Below are 18,921 nucleotides of genomic sequence, written 5' to 3' on the forward strand. Positions count from 1 at the left end.
AGACCGACCGGTCTATAGATTGCGCCCCATGACCGACACCCCCGCCCCCGGCACCCGCGAACGCCTGATCGCGGCCATGACCGACGCCCTGCGCCGGCGCGGCCTGCACGGCATCGGCCTGACCGAACTGCTGGCCCAGGCCGGCGCGCCCAAGGGCGTGCTGTACCACCACTTTCCCGGCGGCAAGACCGAACTCGCCGTGGCCGCGATCGACGATGTGGTCGCGCGCATGCTGGGCTGGCTGGACGGCCTGCTGGCCAAGGAGGGCGACCCGATCGAAGCCGCGCGGCAATGGATGCAGGGCGCGACCCAGCGCCTGAGCAGCACGGGCTTTCACGCCGGCTGCCCGCTGGCGACCGTCGCGCTGGAGAGCACGCCAGACGACCACGCGCTGCGCGAGGCCCTGGCGCGCGCCTTCGCCACCTTGCGCGAGCGCATCGCGCTGGCGCTGGAACAGGCCGGCGAGCCGCGCGAGTCGGCCCGGGGTGTGGCGGCGCTGATCGTCGCCACCTACGAAGGCGGGCTGTTGCAGGCGCGCGTGGCCCACAGCACCGAACCCATCCAGCAGGCCGTCCAGACGCTGCTGGGCCTGCTCGCCGCGCGCCGCCCGCGCGGAACGGGCACCACTTGAGGAGACCCCCATGAGCACCCCCCCGGACGTTCGCATCGAAACCCTCCTGCTGACCGCCGCCGACGGCTACCCGCTCTCGGCCCGCCGCTACCGCAGCCCCACGCCGGCCCGCGCCCACCTCGTGATCGGGGGTGCGACCGCCGTGCCACAGGGCTTTTACAAGCGCTTTGCCGAACATGCCGCGCGCCGCGGCTTCGACGTGCTCACGCTGGACTACCGGGGCATCGGCGAGTCGGCCCCGCCCACGCTCAAGGGCTTTCGCATGGACTACCTCGATTGGGGCCGGCTCGACCTGGCCGCCGCCGTCGAAGCCATGCGCCAGGACGGCATGCCGCTGTACCTGGTGGGCCATTCGTACGGCGGTCATGCCCTGGGCCTGCTGCCGCACCACGACTGGGTGGACGGCGCCTACACCTTCGCCACCGGCGCCGGCTGGCACGGCTGGATGCCGCCGCTGGAGCGCATGAGGGTGCTGTTCATGTGGCGCGTGCTGGGGCCGGTGTGGACCAGGTTCGCCGGTTACCTGCCCTGGAGCCGCCTGGGCATGGGCGAAGACCTGCCGCTGGACGTGTACCGCCAGTGGCGCGGCTGGTGCCGCTTCCCGCGCTACTTCTTCGACGACCCGCAGATGCAGGCCACCACCGAACGCTTCGGCCAGGTGCGTTTCCCGATCGTGGCCGCCAACGCGCTGGACGATGCCTGGGCGCCACCGGCCTCGCGCGATGCCTTCATGGCCGGTTACCGCAACAGCTCGGTGCGGGCCGTCACCATCGACCCGCGCCGCGCGGGCCTGGGGCCGATCGGCCACATGGGCTACTTCCGGCCCAAGGCCTTGCCCTTGTGGAACGAGGCGCTCGACTGGTTCGAGGCGCTGCGTCCCGCCGCCGCCCCTTTGGCCGGCCGCTGAGCGCGGGTGTTGTAAAGCTGTGCGGAAATGCCGAATCGCCAGGGGATAAGGGCCATGCGAAAGACCGGCATGTCAAAATGTTCCGACACATCCCCCACCTTGCCTCGCTTGCCCTTCCGGCCCTCCCCATTCCATGCGGCGACTGTTTCCAGCACTGCTCCTGTGCACGGCCACCCTGGCGGGCCTGATTGCCACTCCCGCCATGGCGCAGGAGCCGTCCAGCCGGCGTGAGGCGGCCGGCCTGATCATCGGCTTCAAGGGCGACGAACTCGAATCGAACACCGCGACGGACCAGGGGCCCTGGGCCTCCGGACGTGAGCGGGCCCGTTCGCAATGGGACCGCAACGCCCGCCAGGGCCGCGAGCGCCTGACCCGCTGGGCGCGCGAGGTCGGGCTGCCGTCGGGCCAAGCCGGCGAGGCAGGCAACGCCCGCCTGCTGCGCTTCGATCGGCCCTTGCGTGGCCAGGCGCTGGACAACGCCGTGCGCCGCGCGCGCCTGCATCCCGACGTGGCCTGGGTCGAGCCCGATGTGCTGGTGCCCCGCCTGGGCGCGCCCGTCACCCCCAGCGACACGCTGTTTCCCCAGCAATGGCACCTGCAGACGCCCGATCTGGTGAACCTGACGGGCCTGAACCTGCCCCCCGCCTGGGGCGACACGACCGGCAGCACCTCCGGGTCCACGGCGGTCGTGGCGGTGGTCGACAGCGGCATCCGGGCGGGACACCCGGATCTGGCCGGCAAGCTGCTGCCCGGCTACGACCTGGTGAGTGAGCTGGCCGTGTCCAACGACGGCGACGGGCGCGACCCCGACCCAAGCGACCCGGGTGACTGGGTGCACCCTGCCGACCTGGCGAATCCGCTGTTCGCGGGCTGCGACCTGTCCAACAGCACCTGGCACGGCACCTTCATCGCGGGGCAGATCGCCGCCGCCACCGACAACGCCCAGGGCGTCGCGGGCCTGAACTGGGGTGCGAAGGTGCTGCCGGTGCGCGTCTCGGGCAAATGCGGCGCGCACCTGTCGGACCTGCTCGACGGCCTGCGCTGGGCGGCCGGCCTGCCGGTCTCGGGCCTGCCGATCAACCCGAACCCGGCGCGCGTGATCAACCTCAGTTTTGGTGGCGATTCGGCCTGCACGCCGGGCTACCAGACCACCATCGACGCGGTCACCAACGCGGGCGCCCTCATCGTCGTGGCGGCCGGCAATTCGAACACCACGCTGACCCGCCCGGCCGACTGCCGCCGGGTCATGACCGTGGCCTCGGTGCGCAAGGATGGGGCGAAGGCCGACTATTCCAGTTTCGGCACCCGCGTGGCATTGGCCGCGCCCGGGGGCTCGACCGATGCAGGCCCATCGACCTTGCTGTACTCGACCGACAACAGCGGCACGACCACGCCAGGGGTCGACATGTATGGCTACAAGCAGGGCACCAGCTTTGCCGCGCCACAGGCCGCGGGCATCGCCAGCCTGATGCTGGCGGTCAACCCCTTCCTGAGCCCGCGCCAGCTCATCGAGCGCATGAAGGCGGGGGCCCGACCTCACGTGGTGACGGGATTGGCCGCGTGCGGCACCCCGGGCGCGGGCGCCGTTTGCAACTGCACCACCACCACCTGCGGCGCCGGCCTGCTGGACGCCAACACCTCGGTGCAGCTGGCCACCGGCCCGGCGGTGGTGATCAAGCCGGTGGGTGAGGTCGAGCCGGGCACGGTGATCACGCTCGACGGCAGCCAGAGCGTGCCCATTCCCGGTCGCAGCATCGTGTCCTACCAGTGGGTGCAGGTGAGCGGGCCGCCGGTCACGCTCTCGTCGGCCAGCAGCGCGGTGGCCAAGGGCACGCTCGTGGCGGAGGACAGCTATGTGTTCTCGCTCACCGTGGTCGACAACTTCGGCCGCACGGGTGAAGACACCGTGCGCGCGGTGGCGGCCATGCCCGTGCTCGCCGCCAGCAGCAGCGGAGGAGGAGGCGGCGGCTCCGCTGGCCAGCTCTGGGGTTTGAGCCTGTGGGCCTGGGTGATCGCCGTGGCGCTGTGCCAGCGCCGCCGCCGTCGGATCTGAGCCGAGCCCGCCCGTCGGTTCAGCCGCAGCGGCGCAGCGCCTTGCCGGCCATGGCCTCGCGCAACCCCTCCACCGCCGCGCGCTGGGCGTCGGTGATGGCGGGCAGGCGCAGCGCGAACGACACGCTTTCCGCCCGTTCCTGCGCCACCCTGGCGGTGCGCACGCCGTCGCGCTCGGTCTGCTGCAGCGCCTGCCGCGCGGCGGCTTCAGTGGAGTAGGTGCCCAGCGCCAGCCCCGGGGCCAGGCCATTCGCGGTGAGCTCTCGGAACTGCACGCCCAGCCCGCGCAACTCGGCCTTCTTGCGCTCCACCTGCTCGGTGTTGTCGTAGCGCCCCATGTAGACGATCCAGCGGCCGCTGCTGCGGGTCTCGTTGAGTTGCCAGCCGTTCGCCGTCAGGCCCAGCAGCGCGAGTTCGGCGCGCAGCAGCTCGGCCTGGGCTTCGGTGAAGCCGGCGGCCTGCCAGCAGGCGCGCGGGCCATCGCTCGCTGGGGCGGCCGCTGTGGGTGGGGCCGGGGTGGGCGCGGCCGGTGGCGTCGGAGCGGCTTCCACCGCCGGGGCCGGCAGCGCGGGCGGTGGTGCCGCCGTCTCGGGCTCCGGCGCAGTGGCGGTGTCGGCCGGCGTTCCCTTGGGGCCATTGAGCAGGCGCAAGGCCTCCGGCCTGAGCTGCTGCGCCAGGCGCTGGGGCTCGCGCTGCTCGATCGGGGCCAGGCCCAGGCCACCCAGGTAGCCCTGGGTCCAGGCGAAATAGCCCGCGTTGGCCAGCACCAGCACGATGACCGCCCACCTCAACATGGGCGCACACTCACTTCTGAACTGGTGACGGTCAACATGCCCTGGTCGGTCAACACCTGCAGGGCACCGTCGGGGGTCACCCCGCAGGCCGTGCCCCGGGTGCCATCGGAGAGTTGCACGGCCAGGCCCTGCAAGGCGTCCAGGCCGGCGAAACGCTGCGCAAAGGCGCCAAAGCCCTGCGAGGCGAACGCGAGCACATCCTGCACCAGCGGTGGCGCCACGCGCTCGAGCACCTCGCCGGGCGTGATGCCCACGCTGACCTCGGCCAGTCCGGCCGGCGCCATGGCGGCCACGGTCGAGCCGTCGGGCACCAGGGCGGCCACGGCCGAGGCCTCGGGCCGGGCGATGTTGATGCCCACGCCGATCACCACCATGCGCTGGCCCTGCGCGGCGTCACCGGTGCTGGCGGTCTCCACCAGGATGCCGCCGAGCTTGCGCTGGTGCAGCCAGAGGTCGTTCGGCCATTTCAGCCGCACGTCGGGGTGCAGGCTGTGGGCCAGGCTCACGCCCACCGCGAGCGACAGGCCCGACCAGTTCGACGGCGCCAGCGGCAGGGCGATGGAAAACGTGAGCGATTGGCCCGGCTTGCTGTGCCAGCCCTTGCCGAGCCGGCCCCGTCCGGCGGTCTGCTGCTCGGCGGTCAGCAGCACCGGTTCCATGAGGCCGCTGCGCGCGCGCCGCATGAGCTCGCTGCTGGTGGAGTCGATGCTGGGCAGCACCTCCACCGTGAAACCCGGCAGCAGGGGCACCACGGCTTCCCAGACCGCTTCCGCGTGCGAGAGCAGATCAGACACAGACCGTGGCGCGCTCGGGCGCTCGTCCAGAACACCGCGCAACCGGCTTTGCCGGGGCGCAGGTGTTGCCCCCGGGGGGAGGCGCCAAAGGCGCTTCGGGGGGTAATTCATGTTCAGCCCAGTTTGGAGGCGCGTCCCGCGCGTTTGGGGGCGAGCAGCGTGCCGCGGCACTTCTTGGCGCCGCACCAGCAGGGGTACTCGGCCTTGAGCTTGGCCGTGTAGGGCTCGTCGATCACCAGGCCGTAGTCGTAGAACAGCTCTTCGCCGGCCTGGATGGGGCGCCGCGAGCGGATGAACACCCGGCCGTCTTCCACGTCGGCTTCGCAGTTGGGCTTGCAGCTGTGGTTGATCCAGCGCGCCGAATTGCCGCCGACCTTGGCGTCGATCACGTGCTCTTCATCGATGTGGAAGTAGAACGTGTGGTTCGGGTCGCTCGGGTCGTGCGGATGGCGGCGCAGCGCCTCCTCCCAGGTGATGATCTCGCCCACGTATTCGATGAGCGTCTCGCCCTCGGCCAGATCGACCACGGCGTACACGCCCTTGCCATGCACGCCGGAGCGCCGGGTCTGGATGCGGCGGCTGGCGGCGGGGGCGGCGGCCTTGGTCTTGGTGGAAGAAGGGCGCGGCTGCGTCTGGCGGGGGCTTTTCGTCACGGCCGAAATATTTGGTAAGGTTGTTTCATGCAGGTGCGCGCGGGTGTGCGCGTGCCCATGTGCGCGTGTACACGCGCGTGGAAAGCCGATTGTAGAGATGAAAACCCTGGTCATTGCCGAGAAGCCATCCGTGGCCCAAGACATCGTGCGAGCGCTTACCCCGGTGGCGGGCAAGTTCGACAAGCACGATGACCACTTTGAGAATGACAAGTACGTGGTGACTTCCGCCGTGGGTCACCTGGTGGAGATCGCTGCGCCGGAGGAATTCGACGTGAAGCGCGGCAAGTGGAGCTTCGCGCACCTGCCGGTGCTGCCGCCGTACTTCGAACTCAAGCCGATCGACAAGACCAAGTCGCGGCTGTCCGCGGTGGTCAAGCTGGTCAAGCGCAAGGATGTGTCGCGCCTCATCAACGCCTGTGACGCGGGCCGCGAGGGGGAGCTGATCTTCCGCCTGATCGAGCAGTACGCAGGCGGCCTGAAGAACGGCAGCTACCAGCCCCTGGGCAAACCGGTGCAGCGCCTGTGGCTGCAGTCGATGACGCCCGCGGCCATCCGAGACGGCTTCGAGCAGTTGCGCAGCAACGAGCAGATGCTGGGCCTGGCCGATGCCGCGCGCAGCCGTTCCGAGGCCGACTGGATGGTCGGCATCAACGGCACGCGCGCCATGACCGCCTTCAACTCGCGCGACGGGGGCTTCTTCCTCACCACCGTCGGCCGGGTGCAGACGCCCACGTTGTCCATCGTGGTCGAGCGCGAGGAAAAGATCCGCGCCCACAGGAGCCGCGACTACTGGGAAATCCACGCCAGCTTCCTGGCCGAGGCCGGCGAGTACCCGGGCAAGTGGTTCGACCCCAACTTCAAGAAGCCCACCGGTGACGATGCCGACGCCGAGCTGCGCGCCGACCGCGTCTGGACCCAGCGCGAGGCGCTGGCGATCGCCGACGCCGTGCGGGGCAAGGCCGCCAGCGTCAAGGAAGAGAGCAAGCCCACCACCCAGGCCTGCGGCCTGCTGTACGACCTGACCAGCCTGCAGCGCGAGGCCAACGGCCGCTTCGGCTTCTCGGCCAAGACCACGCTGCAACTGGCGCAAAGCCTGTACGAGCGCCACAAGGCCCTGACCTACCCCCGGACCGACTCGCGCGCCCTGCCCGAGGACTACCTGCCCACCGTCAGGCAGACCTTCGAGATGCTGGCCGGCAGCGGCATGAAGCACCTCGCGCCGCACGCGAAGACCGCGCTGGACAACAGCTACATCCGCCCGAGCAAGCGCATCTTCGACAACAGCAAGGTCAGCGACCACTTTGCCATCATCCCCACGCTGCAGGCGCCCAGCGGCCTGAGCGAGGCCGAGCAGAAGCTGTACGACCTAGTCGTGCGCCGCTTCCTGGCGGTGTTCTTCCCGAGCGCGGAGTTCATGGTGACCACGCGCATCAGCTCGGTGCTGAACCACCACTTCAAGACCGAAGGCAAGGTGCTCGTGAAGCCGGGCTGGATGGCCGTCTATGGCAAGGAGGCCGCCGAGGACGTGGCCGATGCCAAGGACGGTGACAAGGGCCAGAACCTGGTGCCCGTGCGCGAGGGCGAGACCGTGCGCACCGAGAGCGTCGAGCCCAAGGGCCTGAAGACCAAGCCGCCCGCGCGCTATTCGGAAGCCACGCTGCTGGGCGCCATGGAAGGCGCCGGCAAGCTGGTGGACGACGACGAGCTGCGCGAAGCCATGCAGGAAAAGGGTCTGGGCACGCCTGCCACGCGCGCGGCCATCATCGAAGGCCTGCTGACCGAGAAGTACATGTTCCGCGAAGGCCGCGAGATCATCCCCACCGCCAAGGCCTTCCAGCTCATGACGCTGCTGCGCGGCCTGGGCGTGGAAGAACTCTCCAAGCCCGAGCTCACCGGCGAGTGGGAATACAAGCTCGCGCAGATGGAGCATGGCCAGCTCAGCCGCGCCGCCTTCATGGGCGAGATCGCCGCCATGACCGAGCGCATGGTGAAGAAGGCCAAGGAATACGACCGCGACACCATTCCGGGCAACTACGCCACGCTGTCCACGCCCTGCCCGAACTGCGGCGGCGTGGTGAAGGAAAACTACCGCCGCTACACCTGCACCGGGGCCGACGGCAACAGCGAGGGCTGCGGCTTCTCGTTCGGCAAGTCGCCCGCCGGGCGAACCTTCGAACCCGAGGAGGCCGAACAGCTGCTGCGCGACAAGAAGATCGGCCCGCTCGAAGGCTTCCGCTCCAAGGCGGGTTGGCCCTTCGTGGCCGAGATCGTGATCAAGTTCAACGAAGAAGAAAAGAACTGGAAGCTGGAGTTCGACTTCGGCGACGACAAGAAGGGCGAAGAAAGCGGCGAGCTGGTGGACTTCACCGGCAGCGAGTCGCTCGGCGCCTGCCCCAAGTGCGGCAGCCCGGTGCACGAGCACGGCAGCAACTACGTGTGCGAAAAATCGGTGCCGACCCTGGCCCAGCCCACGCCCACGTGCGACTTCAAGAGCGGCAAGATCATCCTGCAACAGCCGGTGGCGCGCGAGCAGATGAACAAGCTGCTGGAGACCGGCAAGACCGACCTGCTCGACAAGTTTGTCTCCATGCGCACGCGCCGCGCGTTCAAGGCCTTCCTGGCCTGGGACAAGGAGGCTGGCAAGGTGAACTTCGAGTTCGAGCCGCGCGCGAGCAAGTTCCCGCCACGCAAGACCGCCGCCGGCGCGCCGGCCAAGGCCGCCCCGGCGAAGAAGGCCGCGCCCGCCAAGAAGGCACCCGCGGCCAAGAAAGCCGCGGCGGCCAAGACGCCCAAGACACCGCGCAAGACCACGGCGGCCAGCGGCAAGCAGCCCAGCGCCGCCCTGGCCGCGGTGATCGGCGAAGGCCCGGTGTCCCGCCCCGAGGTGGTGAAGAAGCTGTGGGACTACATCAAGGCCAATGGCCTGCAGGACGCCACCGACAAGCGCCGCGTCAACGCCGATGCCAAGCTCGCCGCCGTGTTCGGCAAGCCGCAGGTCACCATGTTCGAGATCGCCGGCATCGTGGGCCAGCACCTGAGCTGATTGTTTTCAAGAGGATTTCCGCATGAGCCTGACTCTCTATTTCGCCCCCGGCGCGTGTTCCTTCGTGCCCCACAGCATGCTGGAGCTCTCCGGCGCCGCGTTCGAGCCGCACAGCGTCAAGCTGCACAAGAACGAGCAGCGCAGCCCCGAGTACCTGGCGATCAACCCGCGTGGCCAGGTGCCGGTGCTGGTGGACGATGGCCAGGTGATCACGCAGATCGTGGCCATCCTGCTGCACCTCGATGCGAAGCTGCCCGAGGCGGGCATCCTGCCGGCGTCCGGCCTGGCGCGCACGCGCGCGCTGCAGACCCTGACCTGGATGAACAACACCGTGCACCCCACCTTCACGCACGTGTTCATGCCGGACAAGTTCACCGACGACGAGGCCGCCAAGCAGGCGATCCGCGCCCACGCCGCCAAGACCTACAAGGGCCTGCTGGACGAGATCGAGGGGATGGCCAGGCAGGCCTCGCCCTGGATGATGGGCGAGCGCCCCGGCGCGCTGGACGCCTACGCGCTCACGCTGCTGCGCTGGGGCGGTTTTGCGGGCATCGATCCCACCACCCAGCCGGCGACCTGGGACCTGGCCCAGCGCTTCGCCGCGCTGCCGCCGGTGGCGCGCGCGGTCGAGCGCGAAAAGCTGATGCTCAACATCTACAAGCCCAAGGCCTGAACGTTCAGGCCGGCAGTCGGGGCGTCTTCGGGGTGAAGCGCACCGAGGCCAGCAGACCGGGCGGGTTGCGCTCGGGGTGCGCGCTGTCGATCAGCACCGTGGCGCCGTGCTGCTGCGCGATCTCCTGCACGATGGTCAGGCCCAGGCCCGAGCCGTCCACGTTGGTGCCCAGCGCGCGGTAGAACGGCTGCAGCACGAACTCGCGTTCGCTCTCGGGAATGCCCGGGCCGTTGTCCTCCACCTGCAGGATCTGCACGCCGCTGAACGGATCGATCAGCACGCGCGCGGTGACCACGCCGCCGCGCCCGCTGTAGTTGATCGCGTTGTCCACCAGGTTGCGCACCATCTCCTGCAGCAGGATGGGGTTGCCGTCCATCAGACAGTCTTCCGGCACCTCCTCGGGGCCTTCGCAGCCCAGGTCGATGCCGTGTTCCAGCGCGCGCGGCACCGAGTCCTGCACCACACCGCGCACCAGGCGCGCCAGGTCCACGCGCGCGCTGGGCAGGGTGCGGCCGGTGGTCTCGGCGCGCGCCAGCGCGAGCAGCTGGTTCACGGTGTGCGTGGCGCGTGAGCTGGAGCGCGCGATCTGCTTGAGCGAGCTGTGGATTTCCTCCGCGTTGCTCTCGCGCTGGGCCAGTTCGGCCTGCATGCGCAGGCCGGCCAGCGGCGTCTTGAGCTGGTGCGCCGCGTCGGCCAGGAAGCGCCGCTGCGTGGTGAGCGAGGCCTTCAGGCGCGTGAGCAGGTCGTTGATCGACGACACCAGCGGCGCGACCTCCTGCGGAATGGCCGACTCCTCGATCGGGCTCAGGTCGTCGGGCTTGCGCGCGCGGATGCGCTGCTCCAGCTCGTTGAGCGGGCGGATGCCACGCACCAGCGCCAGCCACACCAGCAGCACGGCCAGCGGCAGGATGACGAACTGCGGCACCATCACGCCCTTGATGATTTCCGCCGCCAGCGTGGAGCGCTTGCCGCGTGTCTCGGCCACCTGCATCAGCACCAGGTGCTGGGCGTCGTTGCGCTCGAGCCAGGTGTAGGCCACCCGCACCTCATCGCCGCGCACCACATCGTCGCGCAGCAGCACGCGGCCGGCCTCGGGCGTCTCGTCCTCGCGCGGGCGGGGAAAGTCCAGCTCACCGCTGACGAGCTTGCCGCGCGGGTCGATCACCTGGTAGTAGACGAGGTCGCTGTCGTCGGCGCGCAGCAGGTCGCGCGCCTGCGCGTTGAGGTTGAAGCTGATCTGCCCGTTCTGGTTCGCCACGAACTGCGTGAGCGCCTGCAGGTTGAACTCCAGCGCGCGGTCGAACGGTTTGCTCGCGATGCCTTGGGCCACGAACCAGGTCAGGGCCAGCGACAGCGGCCACAGCAGCAGCAGCGGCGTGAGCATCCAGTCCAGGATCTCGCCGAACAGACTGCGCTGTTCGCGCTGGAACAGGCCGAACGACTTCGGGATGGGGCGGCCCGCCACCGGCGGCGGTGCGGCCTCGATCAAAGCCTCGGTTTCAGCCGGCGATTTTTTCAAGGCAGTAGCCCAGACCGCGCACGGTGGCGATGCGGATCGGGCCCTTCTCGATCTTCTTGCGCAGGCGGTGGATGTAGACCTCGATGGCGTTGTTGCTCACCTCTTCGCCCCACTCGCACAGGCGCTCGACCAGCTGGTCCTTGCTCACCAGGCGCCCGGCGCGCTGCAGCAGCACCTCCAGCAGGCCGAGTTCACGCGCCGAGAGCTCGACCATCTTGCCGTCGATGGTGGCCACGCGGCCGGCCTGGTCGTATTCGAGCGGGCCGTGGCGGATGGTGTTGGTGGAGCCGCCCATGCCGCGCCGGGTGAGCGCGCGCACGCGGGCTTCGAGTTCCTGCAGCGAGAACGGCTTGGCCATGTAGTCGTCGGCGCCGTAGTCCAGGCCCTTGACGCGCTCCTCGATGCTGTCGGCCGCGGTGAGGATGAGCACCGGCAGCGTGGAGCCGCGCGAACGCAGGCGCTTGAGCACCTCCAGGCCGTGCAGCCGGGGCAGGCCCAGGTCCAGGATCAGCAGGTCGAACTCGTTGTTGGTCAGCAGGGCGGCGTCGGCCTCGGTGCCGCTGGTGACGTGGTCCACCGCCGCGCCGGCGGCGCGCAGGCTGCGCAGCAGGCCGTCCGCCAGCACGTGGTCGTCTTCGGCAATCAGGATGCGCATGGGAAGGTCTCCTGGGTGGCTGCCGGGGCAGCGCTTCATCGGGGAATGCCCGGCATCGGGCGAACCATTTTAGGCCGCGCAGGCCCCTGCGGCACGGTGTTCAGCGGGGTGGCACGGCCGCCCGCGCGCCGGGCGATTCCGAGCCATAGGCCTCCAGGCCGAGCGCCACCACGGTGGCCACCGCGTCGCCCACCTGGGCGCGGAATTCCGCCTCGGCCTGGGCCACGGCCTGGCGGAACGCCTCCAGCCACAGCAGGCCGGTGTCGGTGAACACGATGCGCCGTGCCCGCGCATCGCGCGCGTCCGGCTCGCGCCGCACCAGGCCCCAGGCCTCGCACTGCGTCACCAGGTCGCCCATGGCCTGCTTGCTCATGCCCGCCTGGTGCGCCAGCTCGGTCAGGCGCGAGCCGTGCAGGCCCAGGTGGCGCGTGATGTGGATGTGCGCGGCGCCCACCTGCGCCCTCGCGGCCAGGTGCGAGAGCGCCAGCGGCACGTTGGCGTCGTGCGCCATCAGGCTGAGCACGCGCTCGTCGAAGCGGCGCAGTGCCAGGCCCATCAGGCGCCCCAGGTGGCCGCCGCGCCAGCGGTCATCGGGCAAAACAGGGGAGGTGTCGGGCATTCGCTGATGGTAAGGCAAACTGACCAAATAACACCTTGTTCGAATTCAACCTGCCTGTAAACTCCTGCTCAAGCATCCAGCCTGTACACATTTACAGGCTTTGCGAACCTCTACCACCCGCTCAGGAGCCCCTCATGGACGCAGCCGTCAAGAACAACCCCCTCAACAGCGAAAAAGCCAAGGCCTTGCAGGCCGCGCTGGCCCAGATCGAAAAGCAGTTCGGCAAGGGCACCATCATGCGGCTGGGCGAGGGCGAGGTGATCGAGGACATCCAGGTCGTCTCCACCGGCTCGCTGGGCCTGGACATCGCCCTGGGCGTCGGCGGCCTGCCCAAGGGCCGCGTGGTCGAGATCTACGGCCCGGAATCCTCGGGCAAGACCACGCTGACCCTGCAGGTCATTGCCGAAATGCAGAAGCTCGGCGGCCAGTGCGCCTTCGTCGATGCCGAGCACGCGCTGGACATCCAGTACGCGCAGAAGCTCGGTGTGAACCTGCAGGACCTGCTCATTTCCCAACCCGACACCGGCGAGCAGGCGCTCGAGATCGTCGACAGCCTGGTGCGTTCCGGCGCGGTCGATCTGATCGTGGTCGACTCGGTGGCCGCGCTCACGCCCAAGGCCGAACTCGAAGGCGAAATGGGCGATTCGCTGCCCGGCCTGCAGGCCCGTCTGATGAGCCAGGCGCTGCGCAAACTCACGGCGCACATCAAGAAGACCAACTGCATGGTCATCTTCATCAACCAGATCCGCATGAAGATCGGTGTGATGTTCGGCAGCCCCGAAACCACCACCGGCGGCAACGCGCTGAAGTTCTACGCCTCGGTGCGCCTGGACATCCGCCGCACCGGCACGATCAAGAAGGGCGAGGAAGCGATCGGCAACGAGACCAAGGTCAAGGTGGTCAAGAACAAGGTCTCGCCACCCTTCAAGACGGCCGAGTTCGACATCCTGTTCGGCGAAGGCATCAGCCGCGAGGGCGAGATCCTCGATCTGGGCGTGGTGCACCGCGTGATCGAGAAGTCGGGCGCCTGGTACGCCTACAACGGCGAGAAGATCGGCCAGGGCCGCGACAATGCGCGCGAATTCCTGCGCGAGAACATCGAACTGCGCGTGGAGATCGAGAACAAGGTGCGCACCGAACTGGGCGTGCCGCTGCTGCCGGTGGACGAAGCGCCGGCGCCCGCCAAGGGCGGCAAGGCCGAAAAGGCCGAGAAGGCGGCCAAGGCCAAGGACGTTGACGCCACGTCGGCGGCCTGATCCCCGCCCTTGCGCGCATGGCCTTCGACCAGATTTCCCTCAAAGGCCGTGCGCTGCGCCTGCTCGCCGGGCGCGAACATTCACGCGCCGAGTTGCAGCGCAAGCTGAGCGTGCACGAAACCGAGCCCGGCGAGCTGGCGAAAGCGCTGGACGAGCTGGAGGCCAAAGGCTTCATCAACGAGCAGCGCGTGCTGGAGTCGGTGCTGCACCGGCGCTCGGCCCGCCTGGGCGCGTCGCGCGTGCGCCAGGAGCTGCAGGCCAAGGGGCTGGACCCGCAGGCGGTGGCCGAGGCGGTGGCGGGCCTGCAAGGTTCGGAAGAAGCGCGCGCGCGCGAGGTCTGGCGCAAGCGCTTCGCCGGACCGCCGGCCGACGCCGCCGAGCGCGGCAAGCAGATGCGTTTCCTGCTCACGCGCGGCTTTGGCGCCGAGGTGGTGCGGCGCGTGGTGAAGGGCGCGCCTGCCGACGACAGCGAGGACTGAACGCGCGCGTCAGCGTGGCTGGGTGGCCGAGGCGCCGCCCGGCGCCCGGGGCGGGCGCAGCATGCGCCAGGCCAGCAGGCCGCTGGCCACCATGATGCCCGTGCCCAGCACCGCGGCGGCCTGCAGCCCATCGACAAAGGCGGTGCGCGCGGCCAGCCCCAGGGCCTCGGCCAGCGGCGCGGGCAGGCTTTCGGCGACCCGCAGCGCGCCGCCCAGGGTCGAGGCTTCGGCCACGGCCTCCTGGGGCAGGCCCGCCGGCAACTGGCCCGCCATGCCGGCGCGGTACAGGCCCGTGGCCATGCTGCCGAACACCGCGATGCCCAGAGCGCCGGACAGCTCCGCGCTGGTTTCCGACAGGGCCGATGCCGCGCCCGCGCGCTCGGGCGGCGCCGAGCTGATGACGATGTCGTTGCCCAGCGTGAACACCGGCGCCATGCCGATGCCCATGAGCGTCATGCCCGCGACCAGCGCGAGCAGGCCATGGGGGCCATCGACCAGCGCCACGCCCGCGAAGCCGACCGCAGCCACCGCCAGCCCCGTCACCATGGTGCGGGGCGCCGAATAACGTTGCGCGATGGCCGGTGTCAGCATCGAACCGACCACGAACGACAGGGCCCAGGGCACGGTGCACACGCCCGCCACCAGGGGTGAGAGGCCCAGCACGAGCTGCAGGTGCTGCGAGATGAAGATGTAGACGCCGAACATCGCGAACGAGGTGAGGGCGTAGGTGCAGATGGCGGCCGCGAAGCGGGGCTGGCCGAACAGCCGCAGGTCGAGCAGCGGGTAGGCGATGCGGCGCTGGCGCCGCACGAAGGCCACGCCCGCCGCGAGGCCGAGCGCCGCGGCCACCCAGGTCGGCGCGTCCACATGGCCTTCGGCCGCCTGCTTGAGCGCGAACACGCCGCCGAGCACGGCGGTGAGCGAGAGCGCCACGCTGCCCAGGTCGAGCCGGCCCGCCTCGGGGTCGCGGTACTCGGGCAGCAGGAAGGGGCCCACCGCCAACAGCAGCAACATCACCGGCACCGCGGCCCAGAAGATCGCGGGCCAGGCGAAGTACTGCAGGATCACGCCTCCCACCAGCGGGCCGATCGCGCCACCCACCGAGTAGCTCGAGATCCAGATGCCGATGGCGATGCGGCGCTCGCGCTCATCGCGGAACATGTTGGAGATGAGCGAGAGCGTGGACGGCGCCAGCGTGGCGCCGGCGACGCCGAGCAGCGCGCGCGTGGCGATGAGGGCCTGCGCGGTGGTGGACAGGGCCGCCGCCACCGAGGCGGCCGCGAACGCCGCCGCCCCGATCATCAGCAGCCGGCGCCGCCCGATCTTGTCGCCCAGCGTGCCCATGGTGATCAGCAGGCCGGCGACCATGAAGCCGTAGATGTCGATGATCCAGAGCAGTTGCGCGGACGAAGGACGCAGGTCGGCGCTGATGGCGGGCAGCGCGAGGTTGAGCACGGTGAGGTCCATGGCATAGACCAGGCAGGGCAGGGCGATCACGCCCAGCGCCACCCATTCGCGGCGCGTGGCCCGGGGTGGAGCGATCTCGATGGCTGGCGGAGTGGCAGGCATGGGGTTTCCTCAAGGTTCGGCGGTGGATCACGCCGAGATCCGGCGCCATCCTGGGGTACGACGAACCAGGGCCGGGCGTTTCGACAACCCGCCGCCCAGCCTTACAGGCCGAGCATCAGCTTCAGGTTCTGCACCGCGGCGCCGCTGGCGCCCTTGCCCAGGTTGTCCAGCCGGGCCACCACCACCGCCTGCTTCGCCTCGGCGTTGCCGAACACGCGGATTTCGAGCTGGTTGGTGTCGTTCAAGGCCAGGGCGTCGAGCTTGCCGTCTTCGGTCGCCGGTTGCACGCTCACCCATTCACTGCCCGCGTAGTGCTTCGCGTAGGCCGCGTGCAGGTCGGCCAGCGTGGGCTGGCCGGGCAGGGTGTCCAGGTGCAGGGGCAACTGCACCAACATGCCCTGTGCGAAGTTGCCGACGGATGGCACGAAGATGGGCCGGCGCGTGAGGCCGGTGTAGGCCAGGATTTCCGGGATGTGCTTGTGCTTGAGGCCCAGGGCGTACAGCTCATAGGCCGGGGCTTCGCCTTTTTCGTAGGCCTCGATCATGGTGCGGCCTCCGCCCGAGTAGCCGCTGACGGCCGGCAGGCAGACCGGGTAGTCGGCGGGCAGCAGGCCGGCGTCGACCAGCGGGCGCAGCAGGGCGATGGCGCCGCTGGCATAGCAGCCCGGGTTGGCCACGCGGCGGGCGTTGACCACCGCGTCGCGCTGGCCCGGCGCGAGTTCGGGGAAGCCGAACACCCAGCCGGGTGCGGTGCGGTGGGCGGTAGAGGCGTCGATGACCTTGGGCTGCTGGCCGGGCAGGGCGTCGATCATGGCGACCGACTCGCGCGCCGCGTCGTCGTGCAGGCAGAGGATGACCAGATCGACCTGCGCCATCAGCTCGCGCTTGGCGACCGGGTCCTTGCGGCGCTCGGGTGCGATGCTCACGAGTTCGATCTGCGGCATGCCTTGCAGGCGCTCGCGAATCTGCAACCCGGTGGTGCCTGCTTCGCCGTCGATGAAAACCTTGGCCATGGCCGCTCTGCCTTGTCAGTTGGATTCAGGGGGATTACCAAACCCGCGCGTCGAATGCGCGCTTTTGGTGCGTTGCACCATGATACAGTCCCGGGTTGCTGTTTTCAGTGCCCACCCAGCGGCCACCCCGGTTCGGCCGTCACTCTTTTACCTGTTCCTGAGAGACACCTCATGAAGATCCATGAATACCAAGGCAAGGAAATCTTGCGCCAGTTTGGTGTGCCCGTGCCCCGCGGCATTGCGGCATTTACGGTGCAAGAGGCGGTGGAAGCCGCTCAAAAGCTCGGCGGCCCGATCTGGGTGGTCAAGGCCCAGATCCACGCCGGTGGCCGTGGCAAGGGCGGTGGCGTGAAGGTGGCCAAGTCGGTGGACGACGTCAAGCGCCTGGCCGGCGAAATCCTGGGCATGCAGCTCAAGACGCACCAGACCGGCCCCGAAGGCCAGAAGGTTCGCCGCCTCTACATCGAAGACGGCGCCGACATCAAGAACGAACTGTACGTCTCGCTGGTGACCGACCGCGCGACGCAGAAGGTGGCCCTGATCGCTTCGAGCGAAGGCGGCATGGACATCGAGGAAGTGGCGCACGCCACGCCCGAAAAGATCATCACCGAGATGATCGATCCCCTGACCGGCATCACCGCCGAGCAGAGCAAGAAGGTCGCCGCGGCCATCGGCCTGACCGGCGCCTCCGTCGACCAGGCCGTGGACATCTTCTCCAAGATCTACAAGTGCTACATGGACACGGACGCGTCGCTGGTGGAAATCAACCCGCTGAACTGCGACTCCAAGGGCAACCTGATGGCGCTGGACGCCAAGTTCAACTTCGACGCGAACGCCCTGTTCCGCCACCCTGAGATCGTGGCCTACCGCGACCTGGACGAAGAAGACCCGGCCGAAGTGGAAGCCTCCAAGTTCGACCTGGCCTACATCAGCCTGGACGGCAACATCGGCTGCCTGGTCAACGGCGCCGGCCTGGCCATGGCCACCATGGACACCATCAAGCTGTTCGGTGGCGAGCCCGCCAACTTCCTGGACGTGGGCGGTGGCGCCACCGCGGAGAAGGTGACGGAAGCCTTCAAGATCATGCTCAAGAACCCCAACGTCAAGGGCATCCTGGTCAACATCTTCGGCGGCATCATGAAGTGCGACACCATCGCCACCGGCGTGATCACCGCCTGCAAGGCCGTGAACCTGTCCGTGCCGCTGGTGGTGCGCATGAAGGGCACCAACGAAGAGCTGGGCAAGAAGCTGCTGGCCGAATCCGGCCTGCCCATCATCGCCGCAGACACCATGGCCGAAGCGGCGACCAAGATCGTTGCTGCCGTCAAGTAAGCCCGGAGAAACATCATGTCCATCTACATCAACAAAGACACCAAGGTCATCACCCAGGGCATCACGGGCAAGACGGGCCAGTTCCACACCGAGAAGTGCCAGGAATACGCGAACGGCAAGAACGCCTTCGTGGCCGGCGTGAACCCGAAGAAGGCCGGCGAGTCGATCTTCAACATCCCGATCTACGCCTCCGTCAAGGAAGCCGCGACGCAGACCGGCGCCACCGTGTCGGTGATCTACGTGCCGCCCGCGGGCGCCGCCGCCGCCATCTGGGAGGCCGTGGAAGCCGACCTGGACATGGCCATCTGCATCACCGAAGGCATCCCGGTGCGCGACATGCTCGAGGTGCGCAACAAGATGAAGGCCAAGGAAGCCGCCGGCGGCAAGAAGACCCTGCTGCTGGGCCCCAACTGCCCCGGCCTGATCACGCCCGACGAGATCAAGATCGGCATCATGCCCGGCCACATCCACCGCAAGGGCCGCATCGGCGTGGTGAGCCGTTCCGGCACGCTGACCTACGAAGCCGTGGCCATGCTGACGGAAGTGGGCCTGGGCCAGTCGACCGCCGTGGGCATTGGTGGCGACCCCATCAACGGCCTCAAGCACATCGACGTGATGAAGGCCTTCAACGACGATCCCGACACCGACGCCGTGATCATGATCGGTGAGATCGGCGGCCCGGACGAGGCCGACGCGGCCCGCTGGTGCAAGGCCAACATGAAGAAGCCGGTGGTGGGCTTCATCGCGGGCGTGACCGCGCCTCCCGGCAAGCGCATGGGCCACGCGGGCGCGCTGATCTCCGGCGGCGCCGACACGGCCGATGCCAAGCTTGCCGTCATGGAAGAGTCCGGCTTCATCATCACGCGCAACCCTTCGGAACTGGGCAAGCTGCTCAAGGCCCAGCTCTGAGTCACCCCCTGCGGGTGTGAAAA

Annotated in this window: 17 protein-coding genes; 9 read left to right on the forward strand and 8 right to left on the reverse strand. The window is 69.1% G+C overall.

Annotated elements, in window-relative coordinates; genetic code table 11:
• Window positions 1–28 precede the first annotated feature (28 nt).
• From ABSY19_RS15195 to ABSY19_RS15205, 3 genes are all read left to right on the forward strand, one after another.
• Entirely contained in the window at window positions 29–631 is a 603-nt protein-coding gene (locus ABSY19_RS15195; RefSeq protein WP_382152885.1) for a TetR/AcrR family transcriptional regulator, read from the forward strand.
• Between the two features lie 10 nt (window positions 632–641).
• Window positions 642–1,538, forward strand: coding sequence for an alpha/beta fold hydrolase (locus ABSY19_RS15200; protein WP_382152888.1), 897 nt, complete (start codon window positions 642–644; stop codon window positions 1,536–1,538).
• Window positions 1,539–2,232: 694 nt separating this feature from the next.
• Window positions 2,233–3,591 (forward strand): S8 family serine peptidase, encoded by a 1,359-nt coding sequence (locus ABSY19_RS15205; protein WP_382163822.1) that lies wholly within the window; start codon window positions 2,233–2,235, stop codon window positions 3,589–3,591.
• A gap of 19 nt (window positions 3,592–3,610) precedes the next feature.
• On the opposite strand, the gene ABSY19_RS15210 is transcribed toward ABSY19_RS15205, so the two are convergent.
• The 3 genes from ABSY19_RS15210 to ABSY19_RS15220 form a co-directional block, all read right to left on the reverse strand.
• Complete coding sequence (locus tag ABSY19_RS15210) at window positions 3,611–4,384, reverse strand: SPOR domain-containing protein (RefSeq protein WP_382152891.1); 774 nt, start codon at window positions 4,382–4,384, stop codon at window positions 3,611–3,613.
• The gene (locus tag ABSY19_RS15215; RefSeq protein ID WP_382152893.1) at window positions 4,378–5,178 is read right to left on the reverse strand and encodes a biotin--[acetyl-CoA-carboxylase] ligase; all 801 of its coding nucleotides are present in this window, start codon (window positions 5,176–5,178) and stop codon (window positions 4,378–4,380) included. Before ABSY19_RS15215 ends, ABSY19_RS15210 begins: the two co-directional genes overlap by 7 nt.
• Window positions 5,179–5,291: 113 nt before the next feature.
• Window positions 5,292–5,831, reverse strand: coding sequence for an SET domain-containing protein (locus ABSY19_RS15220; protein WP_382152896.1), 540 nt, complete (start codon window positions 5,829–5,831; stop codon window positions 5,292–5,294).
• A 97-nt stretch (window positions 5,832–5,928) separates the two neighbouring features.
• On the opposite strand from ABSY19_RS15220, the gene ABSY19_RS15225 reads away from it, so the two are divergent.
• Together ABSY19_RS15225 and ABSY19_RS15230 are read left to right on the forward strand one after the other, a co-directional pair.
• On the forward strand, window positions 5,929–8,874 hold the full coding sequence (locus ABSY19_RS15225) for a DNA topoisomerase III (RefSeq protein ID WP_382152899.1): 2,946 nt from the start codon (window positions 5,929–5,931) through the stop codon (window positions 8,872–8,874).
• Between the two features lie 22 nt (window positions 8,875–8,896).
• Window positions 8,897–9,547, forward strand: a complete 651-nt coding sequence (locus ABSY19_RS15230; RefSeq protein ID WP_382152902.1) for a glutathione S-transferase family protein — start codon at window positions 8,897–8,899, stop codon at window positions 9,545–9,547.
• A gap of 4 nt (window positions 9,548–9,551) precedes the next feature.
• Here ABSY19_RS15230 and ABSY19_RS15235 read toward each other — a convergent pair whose 3' ends face one another.
• The 3 genes from ABSY19_RS15235 to ABSY19_RS15245 form a co-directional block, all read right to left on the reverse strand.
• The gene (locus ABSY19_RS15235; RefSeq protein ID WP_382163823.1) at window positions 9,552–10,931 is read right to left on the reverse strand and encodes a sensor histidine kinase N-terminal domain-containing protein; all 1,380 of its coding nucleotides are present in this window, start codon (window positions 10,929–10,931) and stop codon (window positions 9,552–9,554) included.
• A 115-nt stretch (window positions 10,932–11,046) separates the two neighbouring features.
• The gene (locus ABSY19_RS15240; RefSeq protein ID WP_382152905.1) at window positions 11,047–11,721 is read right to left on the reverse strand and encodes a response regulator; all 675 of its coding nucleotides are present in this window, start codon (window positions 11,719–11,721) and stop codon (window positions 11,047–11,049) included.
• Window positions 11,722–11,821: 100 nt separating this feature from the next.
• The gene (locus tag ABSY19_RS15245) at window positions 11,822–12,340 is read right to left on the reverse strand and encodes a MarR family winged helix-turn-helix transcriptional regulator (protein WP_382152908.1); all 519 of its coding nucleotides are present in this window, start codon (window positions 12,338–12,340) and stop codon (window positions 11,822–11,824) included.
• A 134-nt stretch (window positions 12,341–12,474) separates the two neighbouring features.
• On the opposite strand from ABSY19_RS15245, the gene recA reads away from it, so the two are divergent.
• Window positions 12,475–13,596: a recombinase RecA gene (gene recA / locus ABSY19_RS15250; RefSeq protein ID WP_382152911.1), complete on the forward strand. Its 1,122-nt coding sequence runs from the start codon at window positions 12,475–12,477 to the stop codon at window positions 13,594–13,596.
• Between the two features lie 17 nt (window positions 13,597–13,613).
• Entirely contained in the window at window positions 13,614–14,075 is a 462-nt protein-coding gene (gene recX / locus ABSY19_RS15255) for a recombination regulator RecX (RefSeq protein WP_382152914.1), read from the forward strand.
• Window positions 14,076–14,084: 9 nt separating this feature from the next.
• On the opposite strand, the gene ABSY19_RS15260 is transcribed toward recX, so the two are convergent.
• Window positions 14,085–15,644 carry an MFS transporter gene (locus tag ABSY19_RS15260; protein ID WP_382152916.1) on the reverse strand — a complete coding sequence of 520 codons (1,560 nt, stop codon included), beginning with the start codon at window positions 15,642–15,644 and terminating at the stop codon, window positions 14,085–14,087.
• A gap of 101 nt (window positions 15,645–15,745) precedes the next feature.
• A complete protein-coding gene (gene argC / locus ABSY19_RS15265) occupies window positions 15,746–16,657 on the reverse strand; it encodes an N-acetyl-gamma-glutamyl-phosphate reductase (RefSeq protein ID WP_382152919.1) in 912 nt (303 codons plus the stop codon).
• 171 nt (window positions 16,658–16,828) lie between these two features.
• On the opposite strand from argC, the gene sucC reads away from it, so the two are divergent.
• Both sucC and sucD read left to right on the forward strand, forming a co-directional pair.
• Complete coding sequence (gene sucC, locus ABSY19_RS15270; protein WP_291111539.1) at window positions 16,829–17,989, forward strand: ADP-forming succinate--CoA ligase subunit beta; 1,161 nt, start codon at window positions 16,829–16,831, stop codon at window positions 17,987–17,989.
• 15 nt (window positions 17,990–18,004) lie between these two features.
• Window positions 18,005–18,898: a succinate--CoA ligase subunit alpha gene (gene sucD, locus ABSY19_RS15275; RefSeq protein ID WP_291111541.1), complete on the forward strand. Its 894-nt coding sequence runs from the start codon at window positions 18,005–18,007 to the stop codon at window positions 18,896–18,898.
• Window positions 18,899–18,921 lie beyond the last annotated feature (23 nt).

Origin of the sequence: Hydrogenophaga sp. ANAO-22 (genome assembly GCF_042466645.1) — a bacterium.
In the GTDB taxonomy this organism is placed as follows: domain Bacteria; phylum Pseudomonadota; class Gammaproteobacteria; order Burkholderiales; family Burkholderiaceae_C; genus Hydrogenophaga.

Coding starts and splice junctions, on each gene's coding strand:
- ABSY19_RS15195 (WP_382152885.1), top strand. CDS start 29: ATGACCGACACCCCCGCCCCCGGCACCCGCGAACGCCTGATCGCGGCC.
- ABSY19_RS15200 (WP_382152888.1), top strand. CDS start 642: ATGAGCACCCCCCCGGACGTTCGCATCGAAACCCTCCTGCTGACCGCC.
- ABSY19_RS15210 (WP_382152891.1), bottom strand. CDS start 4,384: ATGTTGAGGTGGGCGGTCATCGTGCTGGTGCTGGCCAACGCGGGCTAT.
- ABSY19_RS15225 (WP_382152899.1), top strand. CDS start 5,929: ATGAAAACCCTGGTCATTGCCGAGAAGCCATCCGTGGCCCAAGACATC.
- ABSY19_RS15230 (WP_382152902.1), top strand. CDS start 8,897: ATGAGCCTGACTCTCTATTTCGCCCCCGGCGCGTGTTCCTTCGTGCCC.
- ABSY19_RS15235 (WP_382163823.1), bottom strand. CDS start 10,931: ATGCTCACGCCGCTGCTGCTGCTGTGGCCGCTGTCGCTGGCCCTGACC.
- ABSY19_RS15240 (WP_382152905.1), bottom strand. CDS start 11,721: ATGCGCATCCTGATTGCCGAAGACGACCACGTGCTGGCGGACGGCCTG.
- ABSY19_RS15245 (WP_382152908.1), bottom strand. CDS start 12,340: ATGCCCGACACCTCCCCTGTTTTGCCCGATGACCGCTGGCGCGGCGGC.
- recA (WP_382152911.1), top strand. CDS start 12,475: ATGGACGCAGCCGTCAAGAACAACCCCCTCAACAGCGAAAAAGCCAAG.
- recX (WP_382152914.1), top strand. CDS start 13,614: ATGGCCTTCGACCAGATTTCCCTCAAAGGCCGTGCGCTGCGCCTGCTC.
- ABSY19_RS15260 (WP_382152916.1), bottom strand. CDS start 15,644: ATGCCTGCCACTCCGCCAGCCATCGAGATCGCTCCACCCCGGGCCACG.
- argC (WP_382152919.1), bottom strand. CDS start 16,657: ATGGCCAAGGTTTTCATCGACGGCGAAGCAGGCACCACCGGGTTGCAG.
- sucC (WP_291111539.1), top strand. CDS start 16,829: ATGAAGATCCATGAATACCAAGGCAAGGAAATCTTGCGCCAGTTTGGT.
- sucD (WP_291111541.1), top strand. CDS start 18,005: ATGTCCATCTACATCAACAAAGACACCAAGGTCATCACCCAGGGCATC.